The following is a 26,631-nucleotide window of genomic DNA, read 5'->3' as shown; positions in this document are numbered from 1 at the left end:
AGCTATTCCTGAGTGAGCGACCACTCGTAGGTGGGCATGTGTTCCATCAACTCGGCGTGCGTTCCACGCGCGATCACGCCGACCTCGCCGGGCGTGGTTTCCCCGAGCATGATAACCTCATCGGCCACGTCTAGGGGCGTTAATCTATGGGTGACGAGGATGACCCCGCGTTCGTCATTCCCTACTTTCAGCAGATCTCTCATCAGCTCATCGGCAGTGGCCGGATCCAAATGTTCACCGGGTTCATCGAGAAGCATATAAGTGGCTGAGCCGGCGAGCGCCCGGGCCAGAAGAAGCCGGCGCCGCTCGCCACCCGATACCGAGGTCGCGTTCGAACCGAGCATGGTATCTACGCCTTCGGGGAGCTGGGCTAACCAGTTTTTAAGGCCGGCCTGTCGCAACAGGTCGGCCGCTTCCTTACGCGTCACACTGGCACGGGCTACGCGCAAGTTTTCCAGCACGCTGGTTTCGAAAATGTGCGCATCTTCAGCCGTCATGGATAGGTGCGTGGAGATTTCAGCCCTGTCGATTCGCCACGTATCTCGCCCGTTAATCGTTACGGCGCCGGAATGAGGTTCGAGCATGCCAGCCAGAGTGTAGAGCAGCGTAGATTTGCCAATGCCGGACGGGCCGACGATCGCGATCGTTTTACCTTTGGTCAGATGCAAATCGATAGGCCCTGCAATCGTGGGCCCACCAGGCCAGCCGACATGCAGGCCATTGGCACGCAGCCCGTCGTCGCTAGCAGGCCTGTTATCGGTGTCTGGATGCTCGGTTGTTTCCGCAGCGTCAAGCAGGTCAACGATTCGCTTGGCGGCCGAGGCTGATCGCACGAGCTGCGTGGCAGCACCGCCCATTCGCTGTGTTGCTTCGAAAGCGGACAACGGTGTGAGAGTGGCAACGACGAGGTCGATCGCGCCGATATCACCGTTAGCCACCTGTTGGGTACCGATGATGAGCGCGCCCACTACCGCAGCGCCCATGGCGAGCGTATCGAGAGCCGATGCAAGAGCCGATGGCCTTGCCGAACGGTCACGGTTTTTATGTATGCGGCGCTCGGTTTCTTCCCGTTGCACATCAAGTTCGGCGAGGCGACCAGAAATACGCAGCTCCGAGGCGGACTCCAACATGGTCAGCGACTGCGCGTTGAGGTCCGCACGGTTTTCAATCTGCGCGATTTGATCCATGCGTGCCCCTCGCATCGCGATATAGGGAGCAACCACACCCGAAACAAAAAGGCATGCTGCCAGAACGAGTGCAATGGGTGGGGAGAGGAACGCGACGATGCCAATCGAAAAGAGCGAGACGATCAAGGCTACCGCGGCTGGAAGCATCGATTTTACGACCACATCGCCGATCTCGTCCACGTCTGCGCCGGTGCGGGCGAGGAGGTCGCCGCGACGAACCGAGGTGACGACGTCCGTCGTCGAATTCGCCATTGATGAATAGACTCGGGAACGTAAATTTGCCATGCCATAAAGAGCTACCCAATGGGAGGCGATACGTTCTAAATAGCGGAAGATTGCCTTACCGACACCGAAAGCGCGCACGCCGGTGGACGCAACTGAAAGCTGGAGCACCGGTGGCATTTGAGCCGCCCGTGCGATCAACCATGCGGAGGTGGCACCCAGCGCGACACCCGAACCAATTGCGCCTGACCCTGCCGCAACAGACCAAGCGAACTTTGCTTTGTCATAGTCGAGCATACCGATCGCACGCTTGAGTGCGATTCTTTCTTCTTTGTCAATAACGCTCACTGGCCCTCCTCTGGACGGGTGGGGGACTCGGCAGACTCGGGCTTGCCATCTCCAATGGTCAATTTGATGACTTTGTGGCCGGAAGAGTTGGCGCCGAGCCAGTCCTGCGGGATGGCGTAATCGGCGCGCTGAGATTCGACTCGTTCGGCGTATTGAGCAGACTCTTTCACCGCGGTAGATTCACGTAGTTCGCCGGTGATATCGCGCGAAGCGGGCTTGATGTCGACGACGTGATCGGCAAGCCTGCTAATTGCCTGCCGGTGCGCGATCACGACGACGGTGTGTCCATTCGCCTTGAGGGTGCGAACCACGTTTGCCACGTATTCCTCACTCATGGCGTCCAAATGCGCCGAGGGTTCATCGAGAACGATGATCTTCCGCGACGAGATGAGCGCACGAGTGAGTGCGAGACGCTGGCGTTGGCCAACCGATAGGCCGGTCCCGCCGTGTCCGATACGCGTGTCCCAGCCGTGTGGGAGGTGATTGACGACGTCGTCAAAACCCGTCAGCTCTGCAGCTCGGCGGGCCTGTTCGCCGGATGCTCCCACGTTCTCAGCTACTGTTCCTGGCAGGATTGCCGGACGCTGAGGCACCCAAGAAATATGCTCCCACCACGCGTCACGGTCAATGCTTGACAGCCTCACGTTGCCAACCCGTACCTCGCCCTCATCTGGTGCAAGCAGACCGAGGAGGACGTGGACTGTGGTCGTCTTACCCGAACCGGAAGGACCGCGCAGAACCGTGATTTCGCCGGGCTCGATCGTCGTCGTTAAATTGGCCGGAGCGACGGTGGAGCGGCCGGGCGCGTAAACGGATACGTTTTCAAAGCAGATTTGTGCCTCGTCGAGGTTTGGCACGGGTTGGGAGCCCGCGTGTTCATGCACCGGGGTTTGTAAAATTTCGAACGCCTTTTCGGCAGCGGCCACACCGTCTGCGGAAGCGTGGAACTGAGTGCCCACCTCGCGTAGCGGCTTGAAAATCTCGGGGGTGAGCATGATGACGATCAGCCCGATCTCCAATGGGATTGTGCCCCCGACCATCCGCAGGCCGATATTAACTGCAACCAAGGCAGTGGAAAGAGTCGCGAGAAATTCAAGGGCGGCCCCGGAAAGAAACGCCACATAGAGGGTCTGCATCGTCTTTTGCGCAAACCGCTTGCCAAGCCCCTCCACTCGTTTTTCTGGGCCATGTTCACGCCCTAGCCCCTTCAACGTCGCAAGCCCGGCTAAAAGATCGAGTAGCTGCGAGGACAGCTGTTGCATAGCAGCCAGTCGTTCGTTGGAGTATTTAGCAGTCATCTTGCCAATGAGCACCATAAAAATCGGGATCAGCGGCACACAGAATACGACGAAAAGCGCGGAAATCCAATCGTATGTGGCGAGCAGAACCGTCAATGCCGGTGCGGCCGTGACTGTGAGGAAAAGTTGGGGGAGGAAATTTACGAAATAGTCCTCGAGATCGTCAAGGCCGCGGGTGGCGAGCGTAACGGTGTTCGTGGTGTTTCCCGAAAGCCAGCGGTCACCAAGTTCAGCCGCTCGATGTAGGACTTTATTGCGCAGGTCGGTGATGACGGTGACGGCCGATCGATGCCCGACACTTTCACGCACGTAGGCAACGGCAAATCGAGCCGCGAAAACAATTGCAACCCATCCGATTGTTGGCAGTACCTCCGTCGGGGTAGCTACACCGTAGAAGATCGGGGATGCTGCCTTGGCAATCAAAATTATTTGCGCGGCAATTAGGGTGGCGTCAAGAAGACCAAGCAGGACGAGAAACCCGATGTAAGCGCGTGTTGCACGGGCGTAGCGCATGAGGCGAGGATCAAAAGGTTTCACTGCACCTACTTTTCTGAACGGATCAATAGTCTAAAGGTGTTGAGCAGAAAAAGAGAATTGGCTGACATGACACTGACATGATCAGAGGGAGCGTGCTATCCACGCTCCCTCTGATCATTGGACACAGTTAGCGGCTATTTCGCAAATTCCCGTACCTTGTCCGGGTGCAGGCCCGCCGGTTCATCCGAAATGTTTTCGGTGCCGATCCGCGCTGCGAACTGCTTGTAGGACCAACCCATGTAGCCGAAAACGATCGGAACAAAGATCACCGCTGCAATGAGCATGACCGCGTGGGTTGGGCCGGTGGCTGAGGCCTGCTGCAAAGTCAGGTGATAGGCGTCGTTGAGGGAGGACTTCATGGCATTTGGCCAGAATGTAGTAAACACCCATGCCACGGCAACCGCGAGGCCACCAAATGACAGCAAGAAGGCCGGTACATCGCGCTTCTGGCTTGTTGCGAGCATCGATCCGATCAGCGCAGCGGCTGCGATGAGCAACGGAATCCATCCGAAGGCATGATCGGAGTAACGGATCTGCCCCCAGATGCCCCACACGGCTGTCAGCAATGTCGATCCAACCGATAGTGGCTTCGCCAGCGCCAAAGCACGGTCATGGAAGTCACCCTTCGTCTTGATCGCGAGCCAGAGCGCGCCGTGCGAGAGGAAGAGTGCGATGAAGACGAGCCCAGCCACAATCGTGTACGGAGTGAAGAGCGAAACGAATCCACCGGTGAGGAAGTGTTGATCACCCGCAGCTAGAGCCGCCTCGATGTTATTGGGATCAGCCGGGACGAATTCACCTCCGCCGCGCTCGGCGTAGTGACCAATTTGAATTTGGGTCCCCTGAACGAGATTGCCAAAGGCAACGCCCCAGACGAGGGTCACTAGCCAGGCAACTCCCGTATGGAGGGTGTCCCAGACCTTACGCCATGAATCCGAATTGATCTTTCCGCGCCATTCGATCGCTGAAATTCGGATGATGAGGAAGATCAAAATCGCTATGAGGGCCATGTACATGCCCGAGAACATGGTCGCATACCACTCCGGGAAGGCGGCAAAAGTTGCGCCACCTGCAGTGAGGAGGAAAACCTCGTTACCGTCCCAGTGAGGACCAATCGTGTTGAGCGCCAGGCGGCGCTCCTTCTCATTTTTCGGCAGGATTTTCATCAACATTCCCACGCCGAATCCAAAGCCCTCGAGAGTGAGATAGCCAATCCATAGGACGGCGATCAGTACGAACCAAATGACTTGAAGTGCTGTAAGTTCCACGGTTCCTCCTAGTATGCGAAGCTCAGCTTCATGTCGTCGCGGAACTCGGGGGATTCAGCTTCCTCAAGAAGAAGCTTCTCCGCCGGGTTGATGCCTTCGCGCACGTACCGAACGATCAGGCGGAACCAAACGATACCTAGCGCGAGGTAGAGCAACGTGAAGGCGATCATGGAAACGAATACCTCGCCAGCAAGTACGTTCTGGGATACGCCATCCTGAGTGAGCAGATGAATCATCTCGCCGGCAGTTAAGTCGCCTTCTCGCTCGAAGTTCGGGTAGACAACCCATGGCTGGCGTCCCATTTCCGTAAGAATCCACCCGAAGGAGGATGCCAAGAATGGGAAGGGAATCGTCCACACGAACAGCTTAGAAATCAGGTCGTTTTCGATCAGCCTATCCTTGCGCAACAGGTACAAGCCCAAAATTCCGAGGCCGACCGAGGCGAACCCAAGAGCCATCATAATTCGGAACGAATAGAAGGCGATGAACGCATTGGGCATGTAATCGGCATCTTCGCCATAGACGTCACTAAACTTCTCGTTGAAAATCTCCTGTTGTTCGTCGACTCCCTTGAGGTAGGAATCCGGGCCGGAGAAGTGATTGGTCACCATGAACGATTCCAGACCGGGGATCGGAAGCGCAACGATGTTGTCTGCCTCCAGCTCGGTGCCCGTCATGATGAGCGCGAGGTTGTGGTTTTCTCCCGATTCGGCGATACCCATCGCGGCGATCATCTTGGTGGGCTGAATATGGTAGATGTGCTGGCCCATAAAGTGACCGGAAAGCAAGGTAACAGCACCGGAGACGACGAGTACCTTGAGTCCAAACTGTGCCGAAGGCTTCCAGAACTCTCGAGCCTCAGCTTCGTTGTTGGTCTTTATCGAACGCACGATCCACCAGATTGATACGCCACTAATCAGGGCTCCCGCAACCATGAGGGATGCGCCGATTGCGTGCAAGGTCGCATACAGCGTCGTTGTCGAGAAGATGACTTCGAGGAAGCCGGTCATGCCATCAAGTTCGGCTCGGCCCGTTTCAGGATTGTAAACGGCACCCACGGGGTTTTGCATAAACGAGTTCGCGGCAAGAATGAAGAATGCCGAAACGTTCGTGCCAAGGGCAACCATCCAGATTGCCACCGTGTGAGCTTTAGCTGAGATGCGCCCGCGGCCGAAAATCCAGACACCCAAGAACACGGACTCCATGAAGAATGCCAGCAATGCTTCAAATGCCAGTGGGGCGCCGAAAATGTCGCCAACATAGCGGGAGTATTCAGACCAGTTCAAACCGAACTGGAATTCTTGGACGATACCCGTTGCCACGCCGAGTGCGAAGTTAATCAGGAGGATCTTCCCAAAAAACTCCGACATGCGCAGATACTTAGTATCCCCGCTACGCAGCCACTTGGTCTGCATTAATGCCACGAGTGGCGAAAGTCCGATCGTTAGCGGTACCAAAATGAAGTGGTACACGGTTGTGATACCGAACTGCCACCGTGAAAGGTCTAAGACATCCACGTGTGTCACCTTTCCGTGTGAACGCCTTGAATCAATTTGATCCAAGACCCAGCCGTAACTGATGTGCCTGATTTCCCAGCGTGCTGATGGCGGCGCCGAGAGCTGCTTTCAGCTTAACCTACACTCGCCGCGAAGTTCGTCTCCAAACCGTAATGACTCCAAAGTGAAAATAGTCATCACTTGAAAACGCCAACACTACTAGGACTAATGTCCTCAATGGGGCCGGTGGGCGAGTACACGGCAATGCCGACGCTGACACCGCGCACGGAATGTGCAACAATAGGACCGTGAATCGGGCGTGCATCCGCTCGAGAACCTACCTTGTGCGCCGCTCACGCGTTGCAGCCGGGCGGGTTTGACTATGAAGCTTCCGCGGTGAGAGCCGCGACTACCTGACGGCAGGCGCGAAGATGCACGCGAATGCCGGCTAGGGGAATATCGATGGCAGAAAATGCCGAAAATAAAGAGAGCGCACAAGTTGCGCCAATGACTGCGCTTCTTTTTCAGGAGCCAGATCTGTCCAGAGCAGTACGTTCGCGCCGTGCCCGCCGTGAAGATTCTGACACGACGCAAAAGCAAGGCGAATCACGCGATGAGAATTCAGCCTCGGAGAAGGACCCTCGGGATCATACCGATGCGAATGCCGAAGAGAGCTCGGGCCGTAAGCGGCGGCGTGGCAAGCGCGGCGGGCGTAAATCCTCGGATGACGGCCACCAGGATTCGACTGAAAATGCAGATGAACAGGCGCAAGAAGAGTCAGAGAGCGCCTCTCGCAATCAACGCACGAGAAAACGCCAGCGCAAGGTAAGTAGCGATTCGGCCGACCAAAATACCGATAACGCAAAGACTAGTGAAGACTCGAATAACGCCGATGATCAGAACGAGGCGCAAACGTCCACTGTTCGGCGGCGGCGCCGCCGCTCATCAGAAGAGACCGATGATGGCGTTACGGCTCCCAAAGGTTCCACACGGCTTGAAGCGAAGAGACGCCGGCGAAAGGAAGGCCGGCGGAACTCGCGCCGCCACACCACAATCTCAGAATCGGAATACTTGGCGCGTCGTGAAGCCGTGGACCGAACAATGCTGGTGCGTGAACAGGATGGGCTAAATCAGATAGCGGTGCTAGAAGACAGCGTGCTAGTTGAGCACTACGTAGCGCGCCACACCCAAACCTCGATGGTCGGCAACGTCTACCTTGGACGGGTACAAAACGTGTTGCCGTCGATGGAAGCCGCTTTCGTCGACATCGGCAAGGGGCGCAACGCCGTCTTATATGCAGGCGAAGTGAATTGGGATGCGGTCGGCCTCAACAGCAGCCCGCGCAAGATTGAAAACGCGCTGAAATCCGGTGACACGGTACTGGTCCAAGTCACTAAAGACCCAATTGGTCACAAGGGCGCGCGATTGACCGGCCAGGTCACACTCGCTGGCCGCCATCTGGTGCTGGTGCCGAACGGTTCCATGACGGGTATCTCGCGCAAACTCCCAGATAAGGAGCGCTCGCGACTCAAAAGCATTTTGAAAAAGGTGGTTCCTTCAGAGCACGGCGTGATCGTCAGAACAGCTGCCGAAGGTGCCACCGAGGAGCAGCTACAAGGGGACGTCAACCGGCTGTTGAAGTCGTGGAAAGATATCGAAGCGAAGTCGAAGTCCACGAAAAATGCGCCTTCCATCCTTAAGGCCGAACCCGAGCTAGCGGTGCGAGTCGTGCGCGATATCTTCAACGAAGACTTCAAGGAGCTGAAAGTTTCCGGCGACGACGCGTGGGCAACCATCAGTAGCTACGTTGAAGAACTTTCACCGGAGTTGGTTGATCGCCTCGAACACTGGACCGGTGATCAAGACATTTTCGAAGCCAGCCGCGTGGACGAACAGTTAGCGAAGGCTTTTGACCGCAAGGTATTCCTGCCATCGGGAGGCTCGCTCATTATTGAGCGCACCGAAGCGATGACTGTGATTGACGTGAACACCGGAAAGTTCACCGGTTCGGGCGGAACGTTGGAAGAGACGGTGACGCGCAATAACCTTGAAGCTGCCGAAGAGGTCGTCCGTCAGCTCAGGTTGCGCGACATCGGTGGCATCATCGTCATTGATTTTATTGACATGGTGCTTGAGGAAAACCGCGATCTCGTTTTACGGCGCCTCATCGAGTGTCTCGGCCGAGACCGGACTCGCCACCAGGTGGCGGAAGTAACGTCACTTGGGCTCGTACAGATGACGCGCAAGCGAGTCGGGCAGGGCCTCGTTGAAGCATTTTCGACCACCTGCGAATGCTGCGATGGGCATGGTTACATCACCCACGCCAACCCCGTCGAACGCGGGGAGACTGACGAGCAAAATCCGCGTACGAACGTGCGCAGGCAAACAAAGCAGTGCGCCAAAGGGAGCCCGGCTCACAATGAGCTCGATCCGAAACATGAGGAAGTGCGGGCAGCGCTCGCCAACATTGCCGCCGCCGCGTCGTCGAAACACGAATCCGAGAAAAGCACCGAAGAGCCGGAGGCAAAGAACGCCGAGCCGGAGGCAAAGAACGCTGAGCCGCAGGCCAAACCTGAAGAGGCGAGGGATCAGGCGAATGAATCGCACGCCAAGCCTCAGCGAAAGCGGCGCGTAACATCCTCGGGCACGATCACCACAGGCAATTCGCCGAAGTCGCACATTATGACTTTTCCGGCAAAGAGTAACGAACAGGGCGCCGAATAATGTGGCGATGATCGCCCTAGGCAGACTTGTTACGAATAGGTGATCTCAGTAAACTTGTAACTCGGCGCAATGAGCGCAGTTTCCAATGCACGCATGTGCACCAAATCGACAGAGATGAGCTGAACGTGGTTTACGCGATTGTAAAGACAGGCGGGCGCCAGGAAAAGGTGTCCGTCGGATCTATCGTGGTTACGAACAGAATTGAAGGCGAAGCTGGCGACAAGGTCGAGCTTGAGCCGATCATGCTCGTCGACGGTGACAAGATCACCACGTCTGCCGATGGTATTTCCGCGAAGGTGACCGCCGAAATTGTTCGTGATGAAAAGGGTCCGAAGATTTCGATCATCAAATACAAGAACAAGACCGGTTACCGCAAGCGCATGGGCCACCGTCAGAAGCTGACCCGCTTGAAGGTCACCAACATCGGCTAACCAGTCACGAGCTTTTAAGAAAAGAAGGTCTGAAGATGGCAACAAAGAAGGGTGCGAGCTCCACTCGCAACGGTCGCGATTCCAATGCGCAACGCCTCGGCATTAAGCGCTTTGGCGGGCAGGCTGTCAACGCGGGCGAGATCCTCGTTCGCCAGCGCGGCACCAAGTACCACCCCGGCCAAAATGTAGGCCGCGGCAAGGATGACACGCTGTTCGCTCTTGAGACCGGATTCGTTGAGTTCGGAACCAAACGCGGACGCAAAGTAGTGAGCGTAGCAGTCGACGCCTAGTAGCGTTCGGCTGGTTTATTCAGCATGGGTGGGGGGCGATGCTCTCCACCCATTGTCGTATCTTCAAGATCGGCGCACCGCGGAAAATAATTTCTGCAATAATTTTGACAACTGAGAGGACGTCATGGCCAATTTTATTGACCGCGTAACTTTGCACATTCAGGCGGGAAAAGGCGGCAACGGCATCACCTCGGTACGCCGAGAGAAGTTTAAGCCCCTCGGTGGCCCAGATGGAGGAAATGGCGGGCACGGCGGGGATGTGATCCTTAGGGTCGACCCGCAGGAAAATACACTGCTCTCACTCCATCATTCGCCACATTTAAAGGCAGAGAATGGCAAACCTGGTGAAGGGGACCTGCGCCACGGTAAGCGCGGCGAAAACCTAGTTGTGGCTGTTCCATCTGGAACGGTTGTTAAAGACGTCGACGGTAACATCCTTGCCGACTTGGTTGGCGATGGAGATGAATACCTGGTCGCCGAGGGCGGATACGGTGGTCTGGGCAACGCGGCGCTGGCTTCGCCGAAACGGAAAGCTCCAGGTTTTGCTCTGCAGGGCGAGCCGGGAGAGCAAATATCGATTGTCCTTGAACTGAAGTCAGTTGCCGACGTCGCGCTTGTCGGCTTTCCTTCCGCGGGCAAATCTTCACTTATTGCGGCGATGTCGGCAGCGCGCCCAAAAATCGCGGATTATCCATTCACCACCCTCGTGCCGAACCTGGGAGTTGTGTTAGCAGGAGATTACCGTTTTACCATGGCTGATGTTCCCGGGCTCATTCCCGGAGCGTCACAGGGCAAAGGCCTCGGCCACGAATTTTTGCGGCACATCGAAAGATGCGCAGTCATCGCTCACGTAGTGGACTGTGGTACTTACGAGATTTCGCGTGATCCAATGTCGGACCTTGAAGTTATTGAAGGTGAACTAGCTGCCTACGCCGACATTATCCCGCCAATGGAAGATCGCGTTCCACTCATGGACCGCCCACGCGTCGTCGTGTTGAACAAGGCGGACCTGCCCGAAGCACGCGAACTGGCAGAATTCGTCAAACCGGAGATTGAGGCGAAGGGATATCCGGTGTTTATCGTGTCTGCAGCGGCGCATCAGGGACTTCGAGAACTGGGATTTGCGCTGGCGAAAATTGTGCAAGAGATTCGCTCTCAGGATGTTCTCCCGCAGACCCGGCCGGTTATTCGCCCGGTTACGCAAGACGATTCTCGCTTGACAGTTAAGCCTGTTAACCACGGCGCAGCTACCGTGTATCAGGTGCGCGGGCGCACACCCGAACGGTGGATAAACCAGACGGACTTCGCCAACGACGAGGCGGTCGGTTACCTTGCCGACAGGCTACATGCCCTCGGAGTGGAAAAAGAACTCCTCAAGGTGGGCGCCCGCGCGGGTGACACGGTTGTGATTGGACCGCTCGACGGCGGAGTCATCTTTGACTGGGAGCCGACCGTTTCCACGGGTGCCGAACACTTGGCACCGCGCGGTATGGATGCTCGCCTCGAGGACTGGTCACGGCCCACCAGGGCGCAGCGTAAAGCCGCGTTCCACGATCGAATGGACGCCAAGGAAGAAGCGCGCCAAGCTTTGCAAGAAGATCGCGACGGAGGAATCTGGACAGATCCATCCGGCAGCTGATCCGGAACTAGGATGGAGAATGTGCAGAACCTACTTTCGAACCGGGCCCTACTTGGTCAAGCGCCCAGAATAGTTATTAAGATCGGCTCTTCCTCACTCACGCATCATGGCTCGCTTGCCCGCGAACAGATCAAACGTTTGGTCGACGTCGTCGGCCCGGCAGCCATGCGTGGGCAGCAGATTGTGCTTGTTTCTTCCGGTTCGATTGCCGCCGGATTGGAGCCACTCGGTTTTCGGCGTCGTCCCGCCGATGTGCGTGACCAGCAGGCGGCGTCGATGGTTGGCCAATCCCACCTCATTCGCGCCTATACCGACGAGTTTGCACGCTATGGCATTACGATCGGGCAAGCGCTTCTCACCCCGGACGACGTCGTCGATCGTCGCCACTATAACAACGTCCAATCGGCGCTCAAGCGTTTACTGCACCTCGGTGTCGTGCCTATCGTTAACGAAAATGACGCCGTGGTAACAGACGAGCTGCGATTTGGGGATAACGACAGGCTCGCCGCGTTGGTCGCACACATTGTCAGTGCCACTGCGCTTATTTTGCTGACGGATGTGAACGGATTGTATTCCGGACCACCGGGTGCGCCCGGAGCCGAGTTAATTTCCGTAGTGAACGATATGAGCGAGCTCGAACAGTTTACGATCACGGGTCGTGGATCAGATGTTGGTACGGGCGGAATGGCTACCAAAGTTGAAGCTGCGCGTATGGCAACATCGGGCGGGGTGGCGACCCTGTTGGCATCTACAAACGATCTTGGTGCCGCGCTCGACGGGCAAAGTGTTGGGACATGGTTTTTGCCGCGCTCAAAGAAGGTGCCTGCGCGAGATCTGTGGCTTAGACACGCAGCGCTCGTCAAGGGGACCATAACCGTGGACGACGGCGCGAAACGGGCGCTTGGAAGTGGGGGAGCATCGCTGCTTGCCGTTGGAATGACTGCGGTGCAAGGAAGGATCGCCGCCGGTGATCTGGTCTCGATCGTCGACGGGCGCGGCGTTGAGGTTGCCCGTGGGTTGAGTGCTTTTTCGACGCCTGAATTGCAGGAATATATTGCGGGTAAGGTGGCTCCCAGACCAGTGATTCACGCAGACGATCTGGTACTGCCAACAAGGTAAGACACCCGCTACTTACTTGCTCGTAACCTTTTGGCAATGTGCGTGTGAGCTTCGTGCCGAACCTCACACGCACTCGGTTGCGGCCCGGCATATCCCCGATATCTCGCGGAAAGTTCTGGACCAGATTGCGAGATACGGTCTCTCAGTTTGTGGAATGAGTGGCATTTTGCTGCTCGATCATTGACCGGGTGGCGCGAATTTGGGTAATTTCAATGGGTAGCAACCTTTAAAAGTATGCGCGCTGAGTAATATTTATAGAAGTTAAGATACGGAAATACTTCGTGTAAATATCCGCGAAGCGTGAAGCTACCTCGAAACTAGTGTGGAAAGGAATGACAATGATCGAGAGTGACATCACCCCATGTCTCAATCATTCCGAAGAGGTTAGGGCAATATTCGCCCACGTGTGGCTCCATTGGCGAATGTATTAACCATTCCGTGTAAAAAACTAATCGACAGTAGCCGGCATTTCATCACCGGTGATATAACAATTGGAAAACCACATGACCATTGAACTGCCGTCCTCACACATGGCTCCGAAAAATACGCAACACTTAGATACTACTTTTGCGCCAAATTATCCCTCGACCACATGGTTGGGCGTCGATTTAACTCTGCTGGGCGCCTTTACTCCGCCTGGATTCGACGAATCGCCTTTTGACCAATTGAACTATCCGCGGCTGGCGGCCTCGGTGCGTGCAGCACAACAAGGCGGATTCGACTTCGTCACTTTCGGTTCGCAGTTTCAGGCTGGTTCGGATTTTCGGCACGAGCCTAAGTTCGGTGCGGTCTATACCGCTTCTCGCTTGGCTGAAGTATCTCAGGCTGGCATATTTGCCGGGGTGGAGGGGCAGGCCGAGGAGATCAATGCAGCCGTTGATCTTCTCGCGGCACAGGAGCAGGGCTGGGGCGGCATCACAATTTCCGTATCCACTGACTCCGATTTTCAGGCGATTGAACAAGCCGCAGTTAATGCGCGCGCGTCTGGAGTGCGCCTGTGCCTGATCATCAACAACCCTTCGATTTCCGACCAACGCGCAGAATTTATCGTATCGGTTGCCGACGCCGTCCGGTTACGTGTTGCTGACCCGCACGCTGCTCGTGAAGCGCGATTCAAAATCCGTGCGGCGGGTAAGAGATTTGGCAAAGACATTCGCGTATTTGCGGAAATGGGTATCGCGATATCTGCTTCGGTACAAGCGGCCGAGGAGCGCTTCTACCTCATCGAGCGGATGAACGGATGCGAGCCTTTTGCAGGCATTGCATCCGTGCTCGGAACGGTCTATACGGTTGCCGACGCGATTGAATCTTGGGTTGGGCTCGGCGCGGCGGATGGAATCATTCTTCTGCCGGCCTCGCTACCAACGGATCTTGCTTCAGCTTTGAAAGGCGTTATTCCTTTGCTCCAAGCGCGGGCAAAGTTAGACCAGCCATAGCGAGGCTCTGAAAGGCGAACGGAGCACCAATCGGCACAGGGCGTAAGAACCCGACTGGTGCTCCGCTTGGGAAGAGTTTGCGCTTAGGCCTCGTCGTCTGCTTGGGCCTCTGCTTCGGCAATCTTGGCGCGGACCTCGTCCATGTCAATAGCCTTTGCCTGGTTGATGAGGTCTTCGAGCGCGGCTGGGGGCAAGGCGCCAGCACCTTCGTAGATTCGGATGCCGTCACGGAAGACCATAAGTGTAGGGATCGACATGATTTGGAAAGCCTGTGCTAGCTCGCCTTGAGCTTCCGTATCAACCTTTCCGAATGTGATGTCGGTGTGCTCTTCCGATGCTGCTTCGAAGGTTGGTCCAAAGGTTTTGCAGGGCCCGCACCATTCGGCCCAAAAATCAAGGAGCACAGTGCCTTCCTTGACGGTATCGTTAAAGTTTTCTGCGGTGACTTCGATGGTTGCCATAGAATTTTCCTTTCGCTGGGTATGAAGTTTTCACACCCGTGTAGTTACCTAGCGAAATCAACGCATGTTTCCGCATTGTATTCCCGTAGGCTAGGTGCCAGTTAGAATTCTATCCGTGACGGCGGGTAAAACGCTGAGAAGGAGTGGCCGTAGCTGTGAAAAATGAGGCTGTGCGCGACGTCGAAAAGTTGGCAGTTAAAGCTAAGAAATCTGCGCGTTCGCTACGTTTGGCGAGCACGGCGAAAAAGGACGCTCTGCTCCATTCGATTGCAAATGAGCTGGTGGCGAACACCGATGACATTCTGGCCGCAAATCAAGCTGATATGGCTCGCGAGCGTGACAGCGGTATGAGTGCGGCACTTTTGGACCGCCTTCAGCTAACTCACGCGCGTTTGGAAGATATTGCTGAAAGCGTGCGTGATGTAGCTTCTTTGCCAGATCCCGTCGGCGAGATTTTGGCAGGCCGGACGTTGCCCAATGGTTTGCGGCTGACCAAGAAGCGCGTACCTATGGGCGTGATCGGCATGATTTACGAAGCGCGGCCCAATGTGACCGTTGATGCGGCAGTTCTTGCACTTAAGTCTGGTAACGCGGTTATCTTACGCGGTGGTTCCTCGGCAATTGAATCGAACCGAGTACTCGTGAACACAATTCGAGCCGGCGTGGAAAAAGCAGGTTTTCCGGCGGGACTGGTCTCGACGGTCGACGAGCACGGGCGCGAGGGAGCGGTTGCACTCATGCGCGCTCGAGGTTACGTAGATCTAGTCATTCCGCGCGGTGGGGCCGGGCTCATCCAGACAGTCATCGAGCAGGCCACGGTGCCGACAATCGAAACGGGTATTGGTAACTGCCATGTCTATATCGATAGGGGTGCCGACCTCGACAAGGCCCACGACATCGCAGTAAACGCCAAAACTCATCGCCCAGGAGTATGCAACGCCGCTGAAACACTCCTCATTCACAGCGAAGTTGCTCCGAAGCTGCTCGCGCGTTTAGGTGCTTCGTTTGCTGAGGCAGGGGTTCGGCTACGCGGCGACGACGCGGTTCGAAAGGTCATTCCAGAGGCTAAAGTTGCCGCCGAACAAGATTGGCAAACCGAGTACCTTTCGCTTGACTTAGCGGTGAAAGTAGTGGACTCAATTGATGAAGCGATTTTTCACATTGCAAAGTATTCCTCGGGGCACACCGAAGCGATTGTTTCACAGGACATTTCGGCTGTGAATACGTTTACCGATGCCGTAGATTCCGCTGTGGTCATGGTTAATGCCTCAACTCGCTTTACCGACGGAGGGCAATTTGGCCTAGGTGCTGAGATTGGCATTTCCACGCAGAAACTACACGCGCGTGGCCCTATGGCTCTGGCAGAACTAACTACGACGATGTGGATTGTTGAAGGTGATGGACATGTCAGAAACTAGAGGCGAAGGAACCGCACGCCGCCGCATCGGGATAATGGGTGGAACATTTGATCCGATCCACCACGGGCATCTGGTAGCGGCATCTGAAGTGCAGTACTACTTTGACCTTGACGAGGTAATCTTCGTGCCCACGGGGGAGCAGCCCTTTAAGAAAGACCGGCGCGTGACGCTCGCTGAGCATAGATATCTCATGACGGTGATTGCTACGGCATCCAACACGAGATTTACCGTATCGCGAGTAGACATAGAACGGGGCGGAACCACTTATACGATTGACACTTTGAGGGATTTGCGAAAGATTTATCCGGATGCGGATCTATTTTTTATCACGGGGGCCGACGTGCTACCCCAGATCCTCACATGGAAGGACCAGGAAGATCTTTGGGAGCTTGCACATTTTGTGGGAGTAAACCGCCCGGGGCACGATCTTGATATTTCTGGACTACCCGAAGGCGCTGTGTCACTGGTGGAAATTCCGGCCATGGCGATTTCGTCAACGGGCATTCGCCAGCGAGCCGCCAATGGCGTACCTGTATGGTATTTGGTGCCCGATGGGGTAGTGCAGTATATAAACAAGTATCATCTATATGTATCTAAAGATGTCGATAGGACCTCGCTAGCGCCGGTAGGCCCCAGCGCCGACGGCGAGGGCAAGGAGGAAGAATGAGTGAAACTCCCCGGCTATCACGCCGAGAACTTCGGGAGTTGGGCAAGTTGGAAGCGTTACCCGCGGATGAGGTAACGCTTACGGAGACTGCTGAATTACGGTTGCGCCGGCCCTCGCGCAAAGAATTGCGTGAGGCAGCTGAGCGGGAAAAGCTTGAAAATAACGTAAGTGAAACCGCTCAAGAGTCTAGCGACGAAATAACGCCAGCAGCTGAGGTGCAAGATGCAGTTGAGCAAACCGATCAGCAAAGCGAGACCGATGTTACACAAGAAGAGCCTTCAGATCTGAGTACTTCAAAGGCTAACGAAAGCGCGGATGGTGATGAGAGTTCGCCCGAATCACAACAGCGCAAATCAGTATTTGAACGCTTTGAAGAATATACCGATGGAGCTCAGATTCAAAGCGGTGATCACGCCGTCGTAGCCTCGCGCGAACACGCTCAGATTGAATCAGCTGACGATCAGGAAATCGATGAGGATTCGCCGTTACGGGAACGTTTCCTTGCAATGACGCGCAAGGATGGTCAGGGCTCGGGCGGACAGTCCGGTGCTGCTGGAGCCACGAACGAAGTTGAGATCGCAGAACCAGTCAGCGCCGAACCAAGCGATGCAGAGCCAGGCGATGCCGAACCTTTTGCTGACACTGCGCCGTCTACGGCTGCCAGCGAAAATACCGAAGATGAAACTTTGGATGATTACGAGGACATCGAGGTTGAATCGCCGAAGCGGCAATGGCTTGTACCGGTACTGGTGATTGTGCTGGGCCTGCTGGTGGGATACCTTGCCGGCTCGTGGATTACCAAGAACTATCTCTCGGATTCCGAGCCGCCTCAGGCCTCCGAGACCACCATGCTGTTGTGATTGAAAGGACGCCATGACAGCTTCACCGGAATCGATAGAACTCGCTCTCATTGCGGCGCGTGCCGCATCTGACGGTAAGGCAACCTCCATCACTGCGATCGACGTCTCGGAAAGGCTTGTCCTCACAGACGTCTTCCTAGTTATCTCCGGTTCGTCTGAAAGGCAGGTGCGCTCGCTTGTTGACGACGTCGAACAAGCACTTTTCAAAGCGGGCCGGACTCGATTACGTCGTGAGGGGCTCGAAGGTGAAGCGCGCTGGGTCATAGTCGACTATGGCGACTTAATGGTGCATGTCCAGCAAGATGAGGATCGAGAATTCTACGCATTAGAAAAGCTGTGGGCAGATCAGCCGCTCATCGAACTACCGGAGGATGTGACAGTTGAAGAACCGGAGAGGTCTGCGTTGACTGACTATTTTGAGCCGGTTTTTGATGATGAGGAGGAGCCGTGAGCATTCTTCGGCTAGTTTTTTGGCGGCATGGCCAAACCGAACAGAATCGGCTGAGAAGAATTCAGGGATCAGCAGATATCCCTTTGAATGATACCGGGCTTGGGGAAGCGCGGGCAGCTGCGAAAGAGCTTGCGCGCATGAAACCAACACGTATTTACTCTTCGCATTTGGGGCGCGCCGTGCAAACCGCACAGTTTTTATCGGATGAGACCGGCCTGGAGATCAAAATAGATGAACGGCTGCGAGAACGAGCTTATGGGCTGTGGGAGGGAATGACCTCTGACGAGATTAAGGCTTCCCATGCTGAGCAGTGGCAAGTTTGGCGCAGCGGTGGTGAACCCACAGGAGTAGAGGTGGAAACCCGCAAAGCTACCGGTGAGCGCGTCGTTGAAGCCGTGCTAGAAGCTGTTGGTGACGCGGAAAAAACAGAGGTGGATGAGACGATAGTCTTCGTGGCGCATGGCGGTTCAATTTCGAATGGCATCATTTCTCTACTTGGCCTAAATCCCTCCGAATGGGTCGGCTTGCAGGGAATGGATAATTGCAGGTGGGCGATTGTCGAGCCAAGGCCAGGGGCGAATCCGCCGTGGAGATTGAGATCTTATAATCGTCGTACGGTCGTGCCTCCAAGTATCGTGTACTAGGACTTGGAGTTTTCGTAGCTTCGCGTGAAATAGACCCGTCTGAGTGAGCGGCCTCACCCCCGGTAAACCTCGGCAAATTGGCGAGCCGCCAAAGTTGTGAGTAAGATGATTCAAGTCCAACGGGGCTATGGCGCAGTTGGTAGCGCGCTTCCATGGCATGGAAGAGGTCAGGGGTTCGAATCCCCTTAGCTCCACCAAGATAAATGGCCGGTATCTCAACGAAAACGAGATGCTGGCCATCACTGTTTTAGGGGTTACTCCCTACTTCACTCCCTAAGCTCATCGGCGCCGGAGGTTCTTTACGATCTCCGTATACGTCGGTACTGCGGCGAATCGGGCGCTCCTTCACTTCGCCGTTACCAACGAGGTAGCCGAGCCTATTCGCGTGTTGGGGAAGGTGGATAAGGCCAAGAGCGCCGGCGCGAAGCTCACGAACGTCAGTGAAAAACACGCCAGTTAAGCACTTAACAAGACAATGCCTGAATCATGAATAATGCTTAATACGAAGGCGCACTCTGAAGGACAAAATCGTGAAGAAAAAGGAATTTACCCGCCCCCGGCCCTATCGCTCGCGTGGTGCTAAAGCTTTACTGGCATGCTTGGCTCTCAGTGGAGCCGGATTGGCGGGTTGCTCTGATACCGCATCGGGCGGGTCCGAGAACGGCGATGGAGCCGACTCGATGACCTTGGTTTATGCTACGGGCGACGCCGAACCAACGTGCCTTGACCCACACGTGGGTGGAAACTTCCCACAGGCCCTGCTCGGCAACCAAGTCGTTGAGTCCCTCTTTTCTAAGGATTCCGATGGCGACATCGTGAACTGGCTTGCCACAGGCTATGAGGAAGCCGAAGACAAGCTGAGTTGGACTATTACTCTTAAAGAAGATGTGGTGTTTCACGATGGCACCCCGTTTGACGCCGCTGCCGTCAAAGCCAACATCGAACATTTGAAGAATCCGGACACGGCGTCGTCGACTGGAATTTTAGCGATGAGCAAGGTTGAAAACGTGGAAGTGTTAGATGACCACACAGTTCGTTTCAATCTTTCCGAACCTGACGGAGCGCTTATCGAGTCACTGGCGCAAACCTGGACTGGAATCATGTCTCCGGCCGGAATCGAGCGTGGAATGGATGAGAACTGTCAACAGCCGTTCGGTACGGGTCCGTACAAGGTGGAGACGTGGGAGCAAAACCAGAAAATAACTCTAGTGCGCAATGACGACTACAACTCTGCGCCAGCCGACGTCGTTGACGATTCCGGGCCGCACATCGAACGTATTCACTGGACGTTCATCCCCGAATCTGCAACGCGACTTGCCGCACTGGAATCCGGGCAAGCCCACGTCGTGGACTCGGTGCAACCCGAGGCGCTGGCGAACTACAGCAACTCGGCGGACTATTCAATCGCGATGTTTGAACGGCCGGGAACCACCGCGAGGATAGAGCTCAACACTCGCGGCCCCGTGTTTTCTGATAAGGCTGTGCGCGAAGCGTTTATTGCATCGATGAACCTTGACCCGGCGATCGAAACGCTCTTCCACGGAATGTATGAGCGCCACTATTCGATCCTCTCCGACTCGGTAAAATTCGGGGTGCAACGCCCGGATTTATTCACATACGATCCCGCCAGAGCTCATGCTCTCTTGGATGAAGCCGGTTGGACGGAGCGTGACGAGGACGGCGTACGAGTCAAGGACGGCCAGCGCTTGGAAGTCCGGTTCCCAATCTCAACAAACCAGTCGATCCCTGCTGAAGTCTCGCTCGTGGAGCAGATAGCGCAAACTGCAGCAGAAGTCGGTTTTGACGTCAAGATTGAACAGCTGGATCTGTCATCGTGGTATTCCCGTTCTGGCGACTGGGAATTTGACGCAATTATCGCGCCCTATTCAAAGACATCTCCGGACGTGCTTCGCACCGTCTACCACTCTTCCGCGAACGTTCCAGCGCCATCGGGATATCATGCAAATCAAACCGGGGTCGAAGATCCAGAACTTGATGCGATTCTTGACGAAGCTTCCCGGCTGTCCAGCGACGACGAACGCGGCCCCCTGTATGAGCAAGCGCAAAACATGATCTTGGAAAACGCTGTCGTTATCCCGCTGTACGGGCAGATGGTTCAAATGGCATACACCAATGAAATTGAAGGGTTCCGCTTGCAACCGCAGTTGGGAGTGCCAAGTTTCGTTGAAGCCCGATGGGCTGATTAGGTCCACGAGGGTCCATGCAGGAAATTCAACCGCGCAGGCAGAACACAATGGACGGCGGGCCCGCGGCTTGGAAATCGAGGCGAAAGTTAGAGCTACCCGCAAAACATAAGCCAAGCTTTGGTGCGCGCATCCTCGAAAAACTGGGAAGCGCGCTACTGGTGATCTGGGCTGTTATCACCGTGACGTTCATCGCGGTCAGAGCGATCCCCGGAGATCCGCTCGAAGCGGTGTTGGGCGGTCCTGGTTCAAATGCAAGTGAAGAAGCAGTGGCTCAGGCTATCCGCAACTACGGGTTTGATTTGCCCCTGTGGCAACAGTACGTGCGCTACCTCGGCCAGATACTCACCGGGGATCTGGGCACTTCTTATTCTTTGCGTCGGCCGGTTACCCACATCGTGGCCGAACAGTTCCCAGCCACGCTAGAGTTGGCCGTTTTCGCCTTGCTACTTGGATGGGTGTTAGCGCTGTTGAACGCATGGGTGAGTGTTGCAGGCGGGCGACGGGTTTGGAATCTCGCTTCGAGTGTTGAGGCGGTGACATCGATCCTTCCACAGTTTTGGTTGGCGATCGTGCTAATTGCAATATTGGCCGTCGGGTTTGGACTGCCAGTAGCCGTTTCCGTTCCCGGGTGGAAGGGGCTCATCGTCCCCGCGATCACATTGGCGATCCCGGCCGCTGGATACCTCGGGCAAACCATGCGCGAACGCATGTTAGACACGTTGGAACAGCCGTTCGTCACGGCTGCCCGAGCGCGCGGCATTTCCCGCACCCAACTGTTCTTCCGGCACGTTCTTCGCCACGCGGCTCTGCCCGCGGTGGCGATTTCGGCGTGGCAGTTTGGCAACTTGATCTCCGGAGCTGTTGTCGTAGAGACCATATTTGCTCGTCAAGGCCTCGGGCGCACGCTACTTAACGCGGTATTAGCCCGTGATGTGCCGCTCGTCTCCGGCGCGCTGATCACAGTGGCAGTGGTGTACGTGACGATGACACTCCTGACTAATCTGGGTGAAACCATGTTGGATCCACGCCCGCGGACCACCGCCCGTTCGAGCGCGGGTGATGCATCATGATCGCGCAGATGAAACACCGTCTGGATCCAGTGCTTTTCATTTCGTTGCTCGTTATCGCCTTCTTCGTCATTGCAGCGATAAGTCCCGCTTTACTCGCGCCGGGTGATCCGCTCGCCATCGATCCGCTGACCGGCATGTCTGCTCCTTCTGCGGAACATTGGCTGGGCACGGATGAATCCGGACGCGATGTTTACACGCGCATCGTTTGGGGCACTCGCGATTCTTTGCTTATCGGGGCAAGCGCTACCTTGATTGGCCTTGGCGTTGGCTTGCTGCTCGGCGGTCTGGCCGCATTAGGCGGCCGCCGACTCGACTGGATTGCTTCCCGTGTTATCGAAGTCGGTTTCTCGTTTCCCGGCATTCTTTTAGCACTTCTCATCATGTCGCTTGTGGGGCCGGGTGTTGGGCCAGCCATCGTGTCCGTGGGACTATCTACCGCGCCGGGATATGCGCGAGTGATTCGTGGTGTTATGCGCTCCGTGCTCGGCTCGATGTATGTGGAGGCTGATCTCGTGATGGGGCGGAACTCGTGGCACCGGTTTACGCGTACAATCCTACCGAATACGGCGGCTTCGCTGTTCGCGCTCGCCACGCTCGGTTTAGGCCAGGCAGTCGTGTGGGCGTCCGCGTTAGCGTTCCTAGGGCTGGGTGCGCCTCCGCCGTCGCCAGAATGGGGCGCAATGCTCGCCGCTGGGCGTACCCACTTGATCACTGGTGGTTGGTGGCTGACGGTTTTCCCGGGAACTGCAATCGTGTTAGTGGCGCTTAGCGCAACAGTTGTGGGGCGGCGCTTACGCAACCGCGCTCGAAACCGAGGTGCGCAATGACGCTGAAAGATCGCCTGCCGAAGCCCGCGCTCGCCGTACGTGAATTAGACGTATCTTTCGGAACTCATCACGTGCTGCGAAAAGTTTCGTTCAGCGCTTTTGCCGGTGAGGTGCTCGCAATCATTGGCCCGTCCGGATCAGGTAAGTCAGTTCTTTCCCGTTCACTACTCGGGTTGGCCGGGCGGGGAAGTCGTGTCAGGTGTGAACGGCTTGAATACCGCGGCGCCGATCGGTTCGTGGACCTCTGTGGCAAAGGCGAGCGGGAGTGGCGAAAAGTCCGTGGCGACGTGGCAGGCTTGGTGTTACAAGATGCGCTTGTGGGTTTGGACCCGTTGCGAACGATTGGAAAAGAACTCGATGAGGCCATTGGCCCGCTCCAGTCGCGTTCGAGGCGCTACGAACGTGCCTGCGAACTGCTTGAACGTGCCGGTTTAGCCGAACCCGATAAGTTTTTGGGACGCCGAGCGGGCGAGCTTTCGGGTGGGCAGCGCCAACGTGCCTTAATTGCGACGGCGATTGCTCGCGAGCCGCACGTGATCATCGCTGATGAGCCCACGGCGTCGTTGGACCCAAACACCCGGGATCAGATTCTGGATCTTTTGCGTGACCAGGCACGCGCGGGCGCGGCCGTTATCTTTATCTCTCATGACATGGAGGCTGTTGGTCAGATAGCGGATCGCGTTCAAGAGCTTCGTGCTGGTGAGCTCGGGCCGCCGCTTGCGGTGGAACAGTGGCGGCACGAGCACTCGCATGGCGAATTGACCGAACGCTCCGCTCGTTCGACGCCGCTGCCGTTGAGGCGAGAGCGTTTATTAGAAGCACGTGACCTGATGAAAGTGTTTTCGGTAGCAGATGGCGAGCACATCCACGCCGTCAATAAAGTGAGCTTCGAGTTACGTGCGGGGGAATGCTTAGGAATTGTTGGCACGTCAGGTTCGGGCAAGACGACGCTCGGCCGGCTAGTTTTGGGAGTCCTGGAGCCCGACGAGGGCACGATTCGCCTTGCCGGGCAGGAATGGGCTCCGCTGCAAGAACGCCATCGGCGCCATCTGCGCGGAAAAATCGTTGCCGTTCCGCAAGACGCACTTTCTAGCTTCGATCCACGGCGAACCGTGGGAGAGATCTTGGCTGATGCGCTTTCACAAGGGCGCACTTACCGGCCAGCTCCGTACCGCGAGGAGATAGGGTGGGCTTTGGCGGAAGTTGGTTTAGAAACGGTTGTGGCCGGGCGCAGGCCGATATTCCTTTCTGGTGGGCAGCGGCAACGCGTGGCGATTGCTCGGGCTCTGGCCGCTAAGCCGCAGGTTCTAGTGGCCGACGAAGCGGTATCGGCATTGGACCCGGCTACGCGTTCGCAAGTGCTGGACGTTCTGGCCGAGATCCAGCATCACCGCGAACTTGGAATGCTCTTCATTTCGCACAACACCGACGATACCGCCCGCCTTGCCCACCGCGTGTTGCGTTTAGAAGATGGCCGGGTGGTTTAGCAGGTGCTCTGGGCGATCGTAAACGGCCAATTTACCGATAGAATTCCGGTTTGAGTCAGATGGCCCGGCGGAGCGAAATTTTGAAGAAGTCCCTGAAAGGGGACCTCATCTTTCGTGATGTCGTTCTTATTGCGGTACTGCTCGCAATCGTTGGGGCATTTGGGCTGTTTGGGGTTTCGATGCCGCTGTAGTCAATTGTGAGAAGCCGTGAAGAAGCTTCTTCGGCCCAGGCGCCTCTAACAAACGCATAAGAGTCGGCTTTAAGGAAACCGTTGGAAGCATAAACCGATAGAACCGGAATGAGTAGGCCACCCAGCGTACGAAGCTGGGAACGCGGTGATTTGCGGAGAAAATTCGCAGATCCGAATCGCTAGCCAGATGATGACGTGGCGTGCGGCCAGGCCAGTCGCAATCAATGTCACCAGTGGCGCCCAGTTTCGGCCGAGTACTGATAGCGCACTTTTGGATAGGTACGTGGTGTGTACCCAGATTGACCGCAAATATTCCACGACCATAATGTAGTAATTTTCTGGTTGGCGTTTACGACTCCGCGTGTTAGTTCTTCTTGCCATCGTCCTCGTCGTGCGTGAGTGTTCAAAAACTTTGTGTATGATCGAAAATGGGTTAAAGTTAGGCGAGGCAAAAGAAAATCTTCGGCGAGCCATAATATCTCGAAGGTGGAAGAAGGATCAATGACTAATATTGATAAAATTTTGGATGAAGCGGGTTTGAACAACCCACACGTGCGTGAGTATGTGAAGGAGTGGGCTGAGGTTACCCAGCCCGATCGGGTCGAAGTAATTAACGCGGAAGACGATGATCGCCTTCTTCAGGAATCTCTCGATGAGGGCGAGATCCTGCCGGTTAAAGGTGGTTTGTACTACTCGCGCTCGTATCGGAAGGACACGGCTCGTTCCGAAGAACGTACTGTCGTTGCTACATCCAATCCGGCAGAAAAAGGCGTCTATAACAACTGGCGCGATGCGCAAGAAACGGTAGAAATCCAAACCGAGCGCATGACGGGCGCGTCAAAGGGTAGGACGATGTACGTGGTTCCTTACCTGATGGCACCGGTCGGCTCTCCACTCGAGAAGTATGCGGTCGGTGTTGAACTCACGGATTCGCGTACGGTTGTTCACCACATGATCAGGATGGCCCGTGTTGGCGTCAAGTACGTGGAGAACTTGGACGAACCGGATCACTTTGTTCGCGCAGTCCACGTGACTGGCGATCTTGAAAACCTCGGTCAGGGCACCGAAAACGATCAGAGGCTCTTTGCCACCGTCGCCGACCGCCGCACTATCCTCCACTTCGGATCCTCCTACGGCGGTAACGCCCTCTTGGGCAAGATCGCTCACGGCTTGCGCCAGGCATGCTATGACGGGTGGGCCTCGAAGGAGTTCCTAGCCGAGCAGTTCATGCTCATCGGCATCACCGACAAGGAAACGGGCAAGCGCTGGCACATCGCAGGTGGTTTCCCCTCGGCGTCCGGCAAGACCAACCTTGCCATGATGCTCCCACCGGAAGCGCTCGGCGATCGCTACCAAGTCGATTTCTACGGCGATGACATCGCGTGGATGTGGGTCAACCCCGAGGATGGCCGACTCTACGGCATGAATCCCGAATATGGCGCATTCGGCGTCGCGAAGGACACGAACGAAAAAACGAATCCGACCGCCGTCGAATCGATCGCCCCTGGAACCAAGACGCTCTTCACCAACGTTGCCTACAACCCAGATACCCAGGAAGTCTGGTGGGAAGGCCGCACGCCGGAACCACCCGCAGACGTCACGGGCTGGTACGACTGGAAAGGTGAACTCATTTCCGACCGGCCAGAAGAACGCCAGCGCTCGAAGGCCAAGGAAGACGCGTGGGCACACCCGAATTCACGTTTCACCACAACGCTCGCGAACGTCCCCAACGTTGCTGAGGATTTTGAAGACCCGGCTGGTGTACCGATCGATGGCATAATCTTCGGCGGCCGTACGAGCGATCGTGAGCCACTGATCCGCGCAATGAGCTCGCTGCCGGAGGGGGTCTACGACGGGCTCACGCTCGGTGTTGAAGCCACCTTCGCCGCAGAAGGCAAGGAAGGCGTGCTCCGCTACGACCCCATGTCCATGCGCCCATTCATGGCTTATCCGGAAGGTGCATACGCCGAGCATTGGCTGCGTATCGTTGGCACCGCAAAAGAGCAGCCAATCTTTGCGCACGTGAACTGGTTCCAGCGCGACGACGACGGCCGGTTCATCTGGCCTGGTTACCGCGAGAACCTCCGAGCCTTACTGTGGCTCATGGATCTCAAGGAGGGCCGCGTTGAAGGGCGCGAAACTCCCGTTGGCACTATTCCGCTACCCGAAGAACTCAATCTTGCCGGTCTGGACATCTCCAAAGATGACCTCGATCAGCTGCTATATATCGATGAGCCGAAGTGGCGTGCTGAGATGGAACGCCGCGCCGAACATCTAGAACAGTTCGATGGACTACCCGAAGAGATTTGGGCAGCCCACCGATCGGTTCTCGAAAGGTTTGACTCGCAGTAGT

22 protein-coding genes and 1 tRNA gene are annotated in these 26,631 nt (G+C 56.1%); 18 read left to right on the top strand and 5 right to left on the bottom strand.

Annotated elements, in window-relative coordinates:
- Positions 1-2 precede the first annotated feature (2 nt).
- The 4 genes from cydC to J2S70_RS01245 form a co-directional block, all read right to left on the bottom strand.
- On the bottom strand, positions 3-1,757 hold the full coding sequence (cydC, locus tag J2S70_RS01260) for a thiol reductant ABC exporter subunit CydC (RefSeq protein ID WP_307681938.1): 1,755 nt from the start codon (positions 1,755-1,757) through the stop codon (positions 3-5).
- On the bottom strand, positions 1,754-3,592 hold the full coding sequence (gene cydD, locus J2S70_RS01255) for a thiol reductant ABC exporter subunit CydD (protein WP_307681937.1): 1,839 nt from the start codon (positions 3,590-3,592) through the stop codon (positions 1,754-1,756). Before cydD ends, cydC begins: the two co-directional genes overlap by 4 nt.
- A 134-nt stretch (positions 3,593-3,726) precedes the next feature.
- Positions 3,727-4,860, bottom strand: a complete 1,134-nt coding sequence (gene cydB, locus J2S70_RS01250; RefSeq protein ID WP_307681936.1) for a cytochrome d ubiquinol oxidase subunit II — start codon at positions 4,858-4,860, stop codon at positions 3,727-3,729.
- Between the two features lie 8 nt (positions 4,861-4,868).
- On the bottom strand, positions 4,869-6,377 hold the full coding sequence (locus J2S70_RS01245; protein WP_307681935.1) for a cytochrome ubiquinol oxidase subunit I: 1,509 nt from the start codon (positions 6,375-6,377) through the stop codon (positions 4,869-4,871).
- A gap of 441 nt (positions 6,378-6,818) precedes the next feature.
- On the opposite strand from J2S70_RS01245, the gene J2S70_RS01240 reads away from it, so the two are divergent.
- The 6 genes from J2S70_RS01240 to J2S70_RS01215 all read left to right on the top strand — a co-directional run bounded on the left by J2S70_RS01240 (position 6,819) and on the right by J2S70_RS01215 (position 13,995).
- Entirely contained in the window at positions 6,819-9,080 is a 2,262-nt protein-coding gene (locus J2S70_RS01240; protein ID WP_407702618.1) for an Rne/Rng family ribonuclease, read from the top strand.
- Positions 9,081-9,205: 125 nt separating this feature from the next.
- Positions 9,206-9,511, top strand: coding sequence for a 50S ribosomal protein L21 (rplU, locus tag J2S70_RS01235; RefSeq protein ID WP_307681934.1), 306 nt, complete (start codon positions 9,206-9,208; stop codon positions 9,509-9,511).
- A 35-nt stretch (positions 9,512-9,546) separates the two neighbouring features.
- Positions 9,547-9,801, top strand: coding sequence for a 50S ribosomal protein L27 (gene rpmA, locus J2S70_RS01230; RefSeq protein WP_307681933.1), 255 nt, complete (start codon positions 9,547-9,549; stop codon positions 9,799-9,801).
- Between the two features lie 124 nt (positions 9,802-9,925).
- A complete protein-coding gene (gene obgE / locus J2S70_RS01225; RefSeq protein ID WP_307681932.1) occupies positions 9,926-11,440 on the top strand; it encodes a GTPase ObgE in 1,515 nt (504 codons plus the stop codon).
- A 12-nt stretch (positions 11,441-11,452) separates the two neighbouring features.
- Positions 11,453-12,559: a glutamate 5-kinase gene (gene proB / locus J2S70_RS01220; protein ID WP_407702617.1), complete on the top strand. Its 1,107-nt coding sequence runs from the start codon at positions 11,453-11,455 to the stop codon at positions 12,557-12,559.
- A gap of 503 nt (positions 12,560-13,062) precedes the next feature.
- A complete protein-coding gene (locus J2S70_RS01215) occupies positions 13,063-13,995 on the top strand; it encodes an LLM class oxidoreductase (protein WP_307681930.1) in 933 nt (310 codons plus the stop codon).
- Between the two features lie 83 nt (positions 13,996-14,078).
- Here the strand turns inward: J2S70_RS01215 and trxA are convergent, their stop codons facing one another.
- Positions 14,079-14,456, bottom strand: a complete 378-nt coding sequence (trxA, locus tag J2S70_RS01210; protein ID WP_307681929.1) for a thioredoxin — start codon at positions 14,454-14,456, stop codon at positions 14,079-14,081.
- 155 nt (positions 14,457-14,611) lie between these two features.
- Between trxA and J2S70_RS01205 the strand changes: the two genes are divergently transcribed.
- The 12 genes from J2S70_RS01205 (at position 14,612) to J2S70_RS01150 (ending at position 26,630) form a co-directional block, all read left to right on the top strand.
- Positions 14,612-15,874, top strand: a complete 1,263-nt coding sequence (locus J2S70_RS01205; protein ID WP_307681928.1) for a glutamate-5-semialdehyde dehydrogenase — start codon at positions 14,612-14,614, stop codon at positions 15,872-15,874.
- A complete protein-coding gene (gene nadD, locus J2S70_RS01200) occupies positions 15,861-16,541 on the top strand; it encodes a nicotinate-nucleotide adenylyltransferase (RefSeq protein WP_307681927.1) in 681 nt (226 codons plus the stop codon). The genes J2S70_RS01205 and nadD overlap by 14 nt, the downstream gene beginning before the upstream one ends.
- On the top strand, positions 16,538-17,401 hold the full coding sequence (locus tag J2S70_RS01195) for a hypothetical protein (protein WP_307681926.1): 864 nt from the start codon (positions 16,538-16,540) through the stop codon (positions 17,399-17,401). Before nadD ends, J2S70_RS01195 begins: the two co-directional genes overlap by 4 nt.
- A gap of 13 nt (positions 17,402-17,414) precedes the next feature.
- Positions 17,415-17,852, top strand: a complete 438-nt coding sequence (gene rsfS, locus J2S70_RS01190; RefSeq protein WP_307681925.1) for a ribosome silencing factor — start codon at positions 17,415-17,417, stop codon at positions 17,850-17,852.
- The gene (locus J2S70_RS01185) at positions 17,849-18,496 is read left to right on the top strand and encodes a histidine phosphatase family protein (RefSeq protein ID WP_307681924.1); all 648 of its coding nucleotides are present in this window, start codon (positions 17,849-17,851) and stop codon (positions 18,494-18,496) included. Before rsfS ends, J2S70_RS01185 begins: the two co-directional genes overlap by 4 nt.
- A gap of 121 nt (positions 18,497-18,617) precedes the next feature.
- A tRNA-Ala gene (locus tag J2S70_RS01180) sits at positions 18,618-18,693 on the top strand.
- Positions 18,694-19,026: 333 nt separating this feature from the next.
- Positions 19,027-20,703 carry an ABC transporter substrate-binding protein gene (locus tag J2S70_RS01175; RefSeq protein WP_307681923.1) on the top strand — a complete coding sequence of 559 codons (1,677 nt, stop codon included), beginning with the start codon at positions 19,027-19,029 and terminating at the stop codon, positions 20,701-20,703.
- A gap of 14 nt (positions 20,704-20,717) precedes the next feature.
- Positions 20,718-21,773: an ABC transporter permease gene (locus tag J2S70_RS01170; RefSeq protein ID WP_307681922.1), complete on the top strand. Its 1,056-nt coding sequence runs from the start codon at positions 20,718-20,720 to the stop codon at positions 21,771-21,773.
- An 8-nt stretch (positions 21,774-21,781) separates the two neighbouring features.
- Positions 21,782-22,600, top strand: coding sequence for an ABC transporter permease (locus tag J2S70_RS01165; RefSeq protein ID WP_307681921.1), 819 nt, complete (start codon positions 21,782-21,784; stop codon positions 22,598-22,600).
- Complete coding sequence (locus J2S70_RS01160; protein WP_307681920.1) at positions 22,597-24,087, top strand: ABC transporter ATP-binding protein; 1,491 nt, start codon at positions 22,597-22,599, stop codon at positions 24,085-24,087. Before J2S70_RS01165 ends, J2S70_RS01160 begins: the two co-directional genes overlap by 4 nt.
- Before the next feature lie 50 nt (positions 24,088-24,137).
- Positions 24,138-24,278, top strand: a complete 141-nt coding sequence (locus J2S70_RS01155; RefSeq protein WP_307681919.1) for a hypothetical protein — start codon at positions 24,138-24,140, stop codon at positions 24,276-24,278.
- Positions 24,279-24,779: 501 nt separating this feature from the next.
- Positions 24,780-26,630, top strand: coding sequence for a phosphoenolpyruvate carboxykinase (GTP) (locus tag J2S70_RS01150; protein WP_307681918.1), 1,851 nt, complete (start codon positions 24,780-24,782; stop codon positions 26,628-26,630).
- Position 26,631: the final 1 nt, after the last annotated feature.

This window comes from Trueperella bonasi (assembly GCF_030811535.1).
In the GTDB taxonomy this organism is placed as follows: Bacteria; Actinomycetota; Actinomycetes; order Actinomycetales; family Actinomycetaceae; genus Trueperella; species Trueperella bonasi.
The sequence above is the reverse complement of the archived record's forward strand: the minus strand, read 5'-3'. Positions and strand labels throughout refer to the sequence as shown.

Coding starts and splice junctions, on each gene's coding strand:
- J2S70_RS01170 (WP_307681922.1), top strand. CDS start 20,718: ATGCAGGAAATTCAACCGCGCAGGCAGAACACAATGGACGGCGGGCCC.
- obgE (WP_307681932.1), top strand. CDS start 9,926: ATGGCCAATTTTATTGACCGCGTAACTTTGCACATTCAGGCGGGAAAA.
- J2S70_RS01160 (WP_307681920.1), top strand. CDS start 22,597: ATGACGCTGAAAGATCGCCTGCCGAAGCCCGCGCTCGCCGTACGTGAA.
- J2S70_RS01195 (WP_307681926.1), top strand. CDS start 16,538: ATGAGTGAAACTCCCCGGCTATCACGCCGAGAACTTCGGGAGTTGGGC.
- J2S70_RS01150 (WP_307681918.1), top strand. CDS start 24,780: ATGACTAATATTGATAAAATTTTGGATGAAGCGGGTTTGAACAACCCA.
- J2S70_RS01215 (WP_307681930.1), top strand. CDS start 13,063: ATGACCATTGAACTGCCGTCCTCACACATGGCTCCGAAAAATACGCAA.
- J2S70_RS01240 (WP_407702618.1), top strand. CDS start 6,819: ATGGCAGAAAATGCCGAAAATAAAGAGAGCGCACAAGTTGCGCCAATG.
- nadD (WP_307681927.1), top strand. CDS start 15,861: ATGTCAGAAACTAGAGGCGAAGGAACCGCACGCCGCCGCATCGGGATA.
- J2S70_RS01165 (WP_307681921.1), top strand. CDS start 21,782: ATGAAACACCGTCTGGATCCAGTGCTTTTCATTTCGTTGCTCGTTATC.
- trxA (WP_307681929.1), bottom strand. CDS start 14,456: ATGGCAACCATCGAAGTCACCGCAGAAAACTTTAACGATACCGTCAAG.
- proB (WP_407702617.1), top strand. CDS start 11,453: ATGGAGAATGTGCAGAACCTACTTTCGAACCGGGCCCTACTTGGTCAA.
- rpmA (WP_307681933.1), top strand. CDS start 9,547: ATGGCAACAAAGAAGGGTGCGAGCTCCACTCGCAACGGTCGCGATTCC.
- rsfS (WP_307681925.1), top strand. CDS start 17,415: ATGACAGCTTCACCGGAATCGATAGAACTCGCTCTCATTGCGGCGCGT.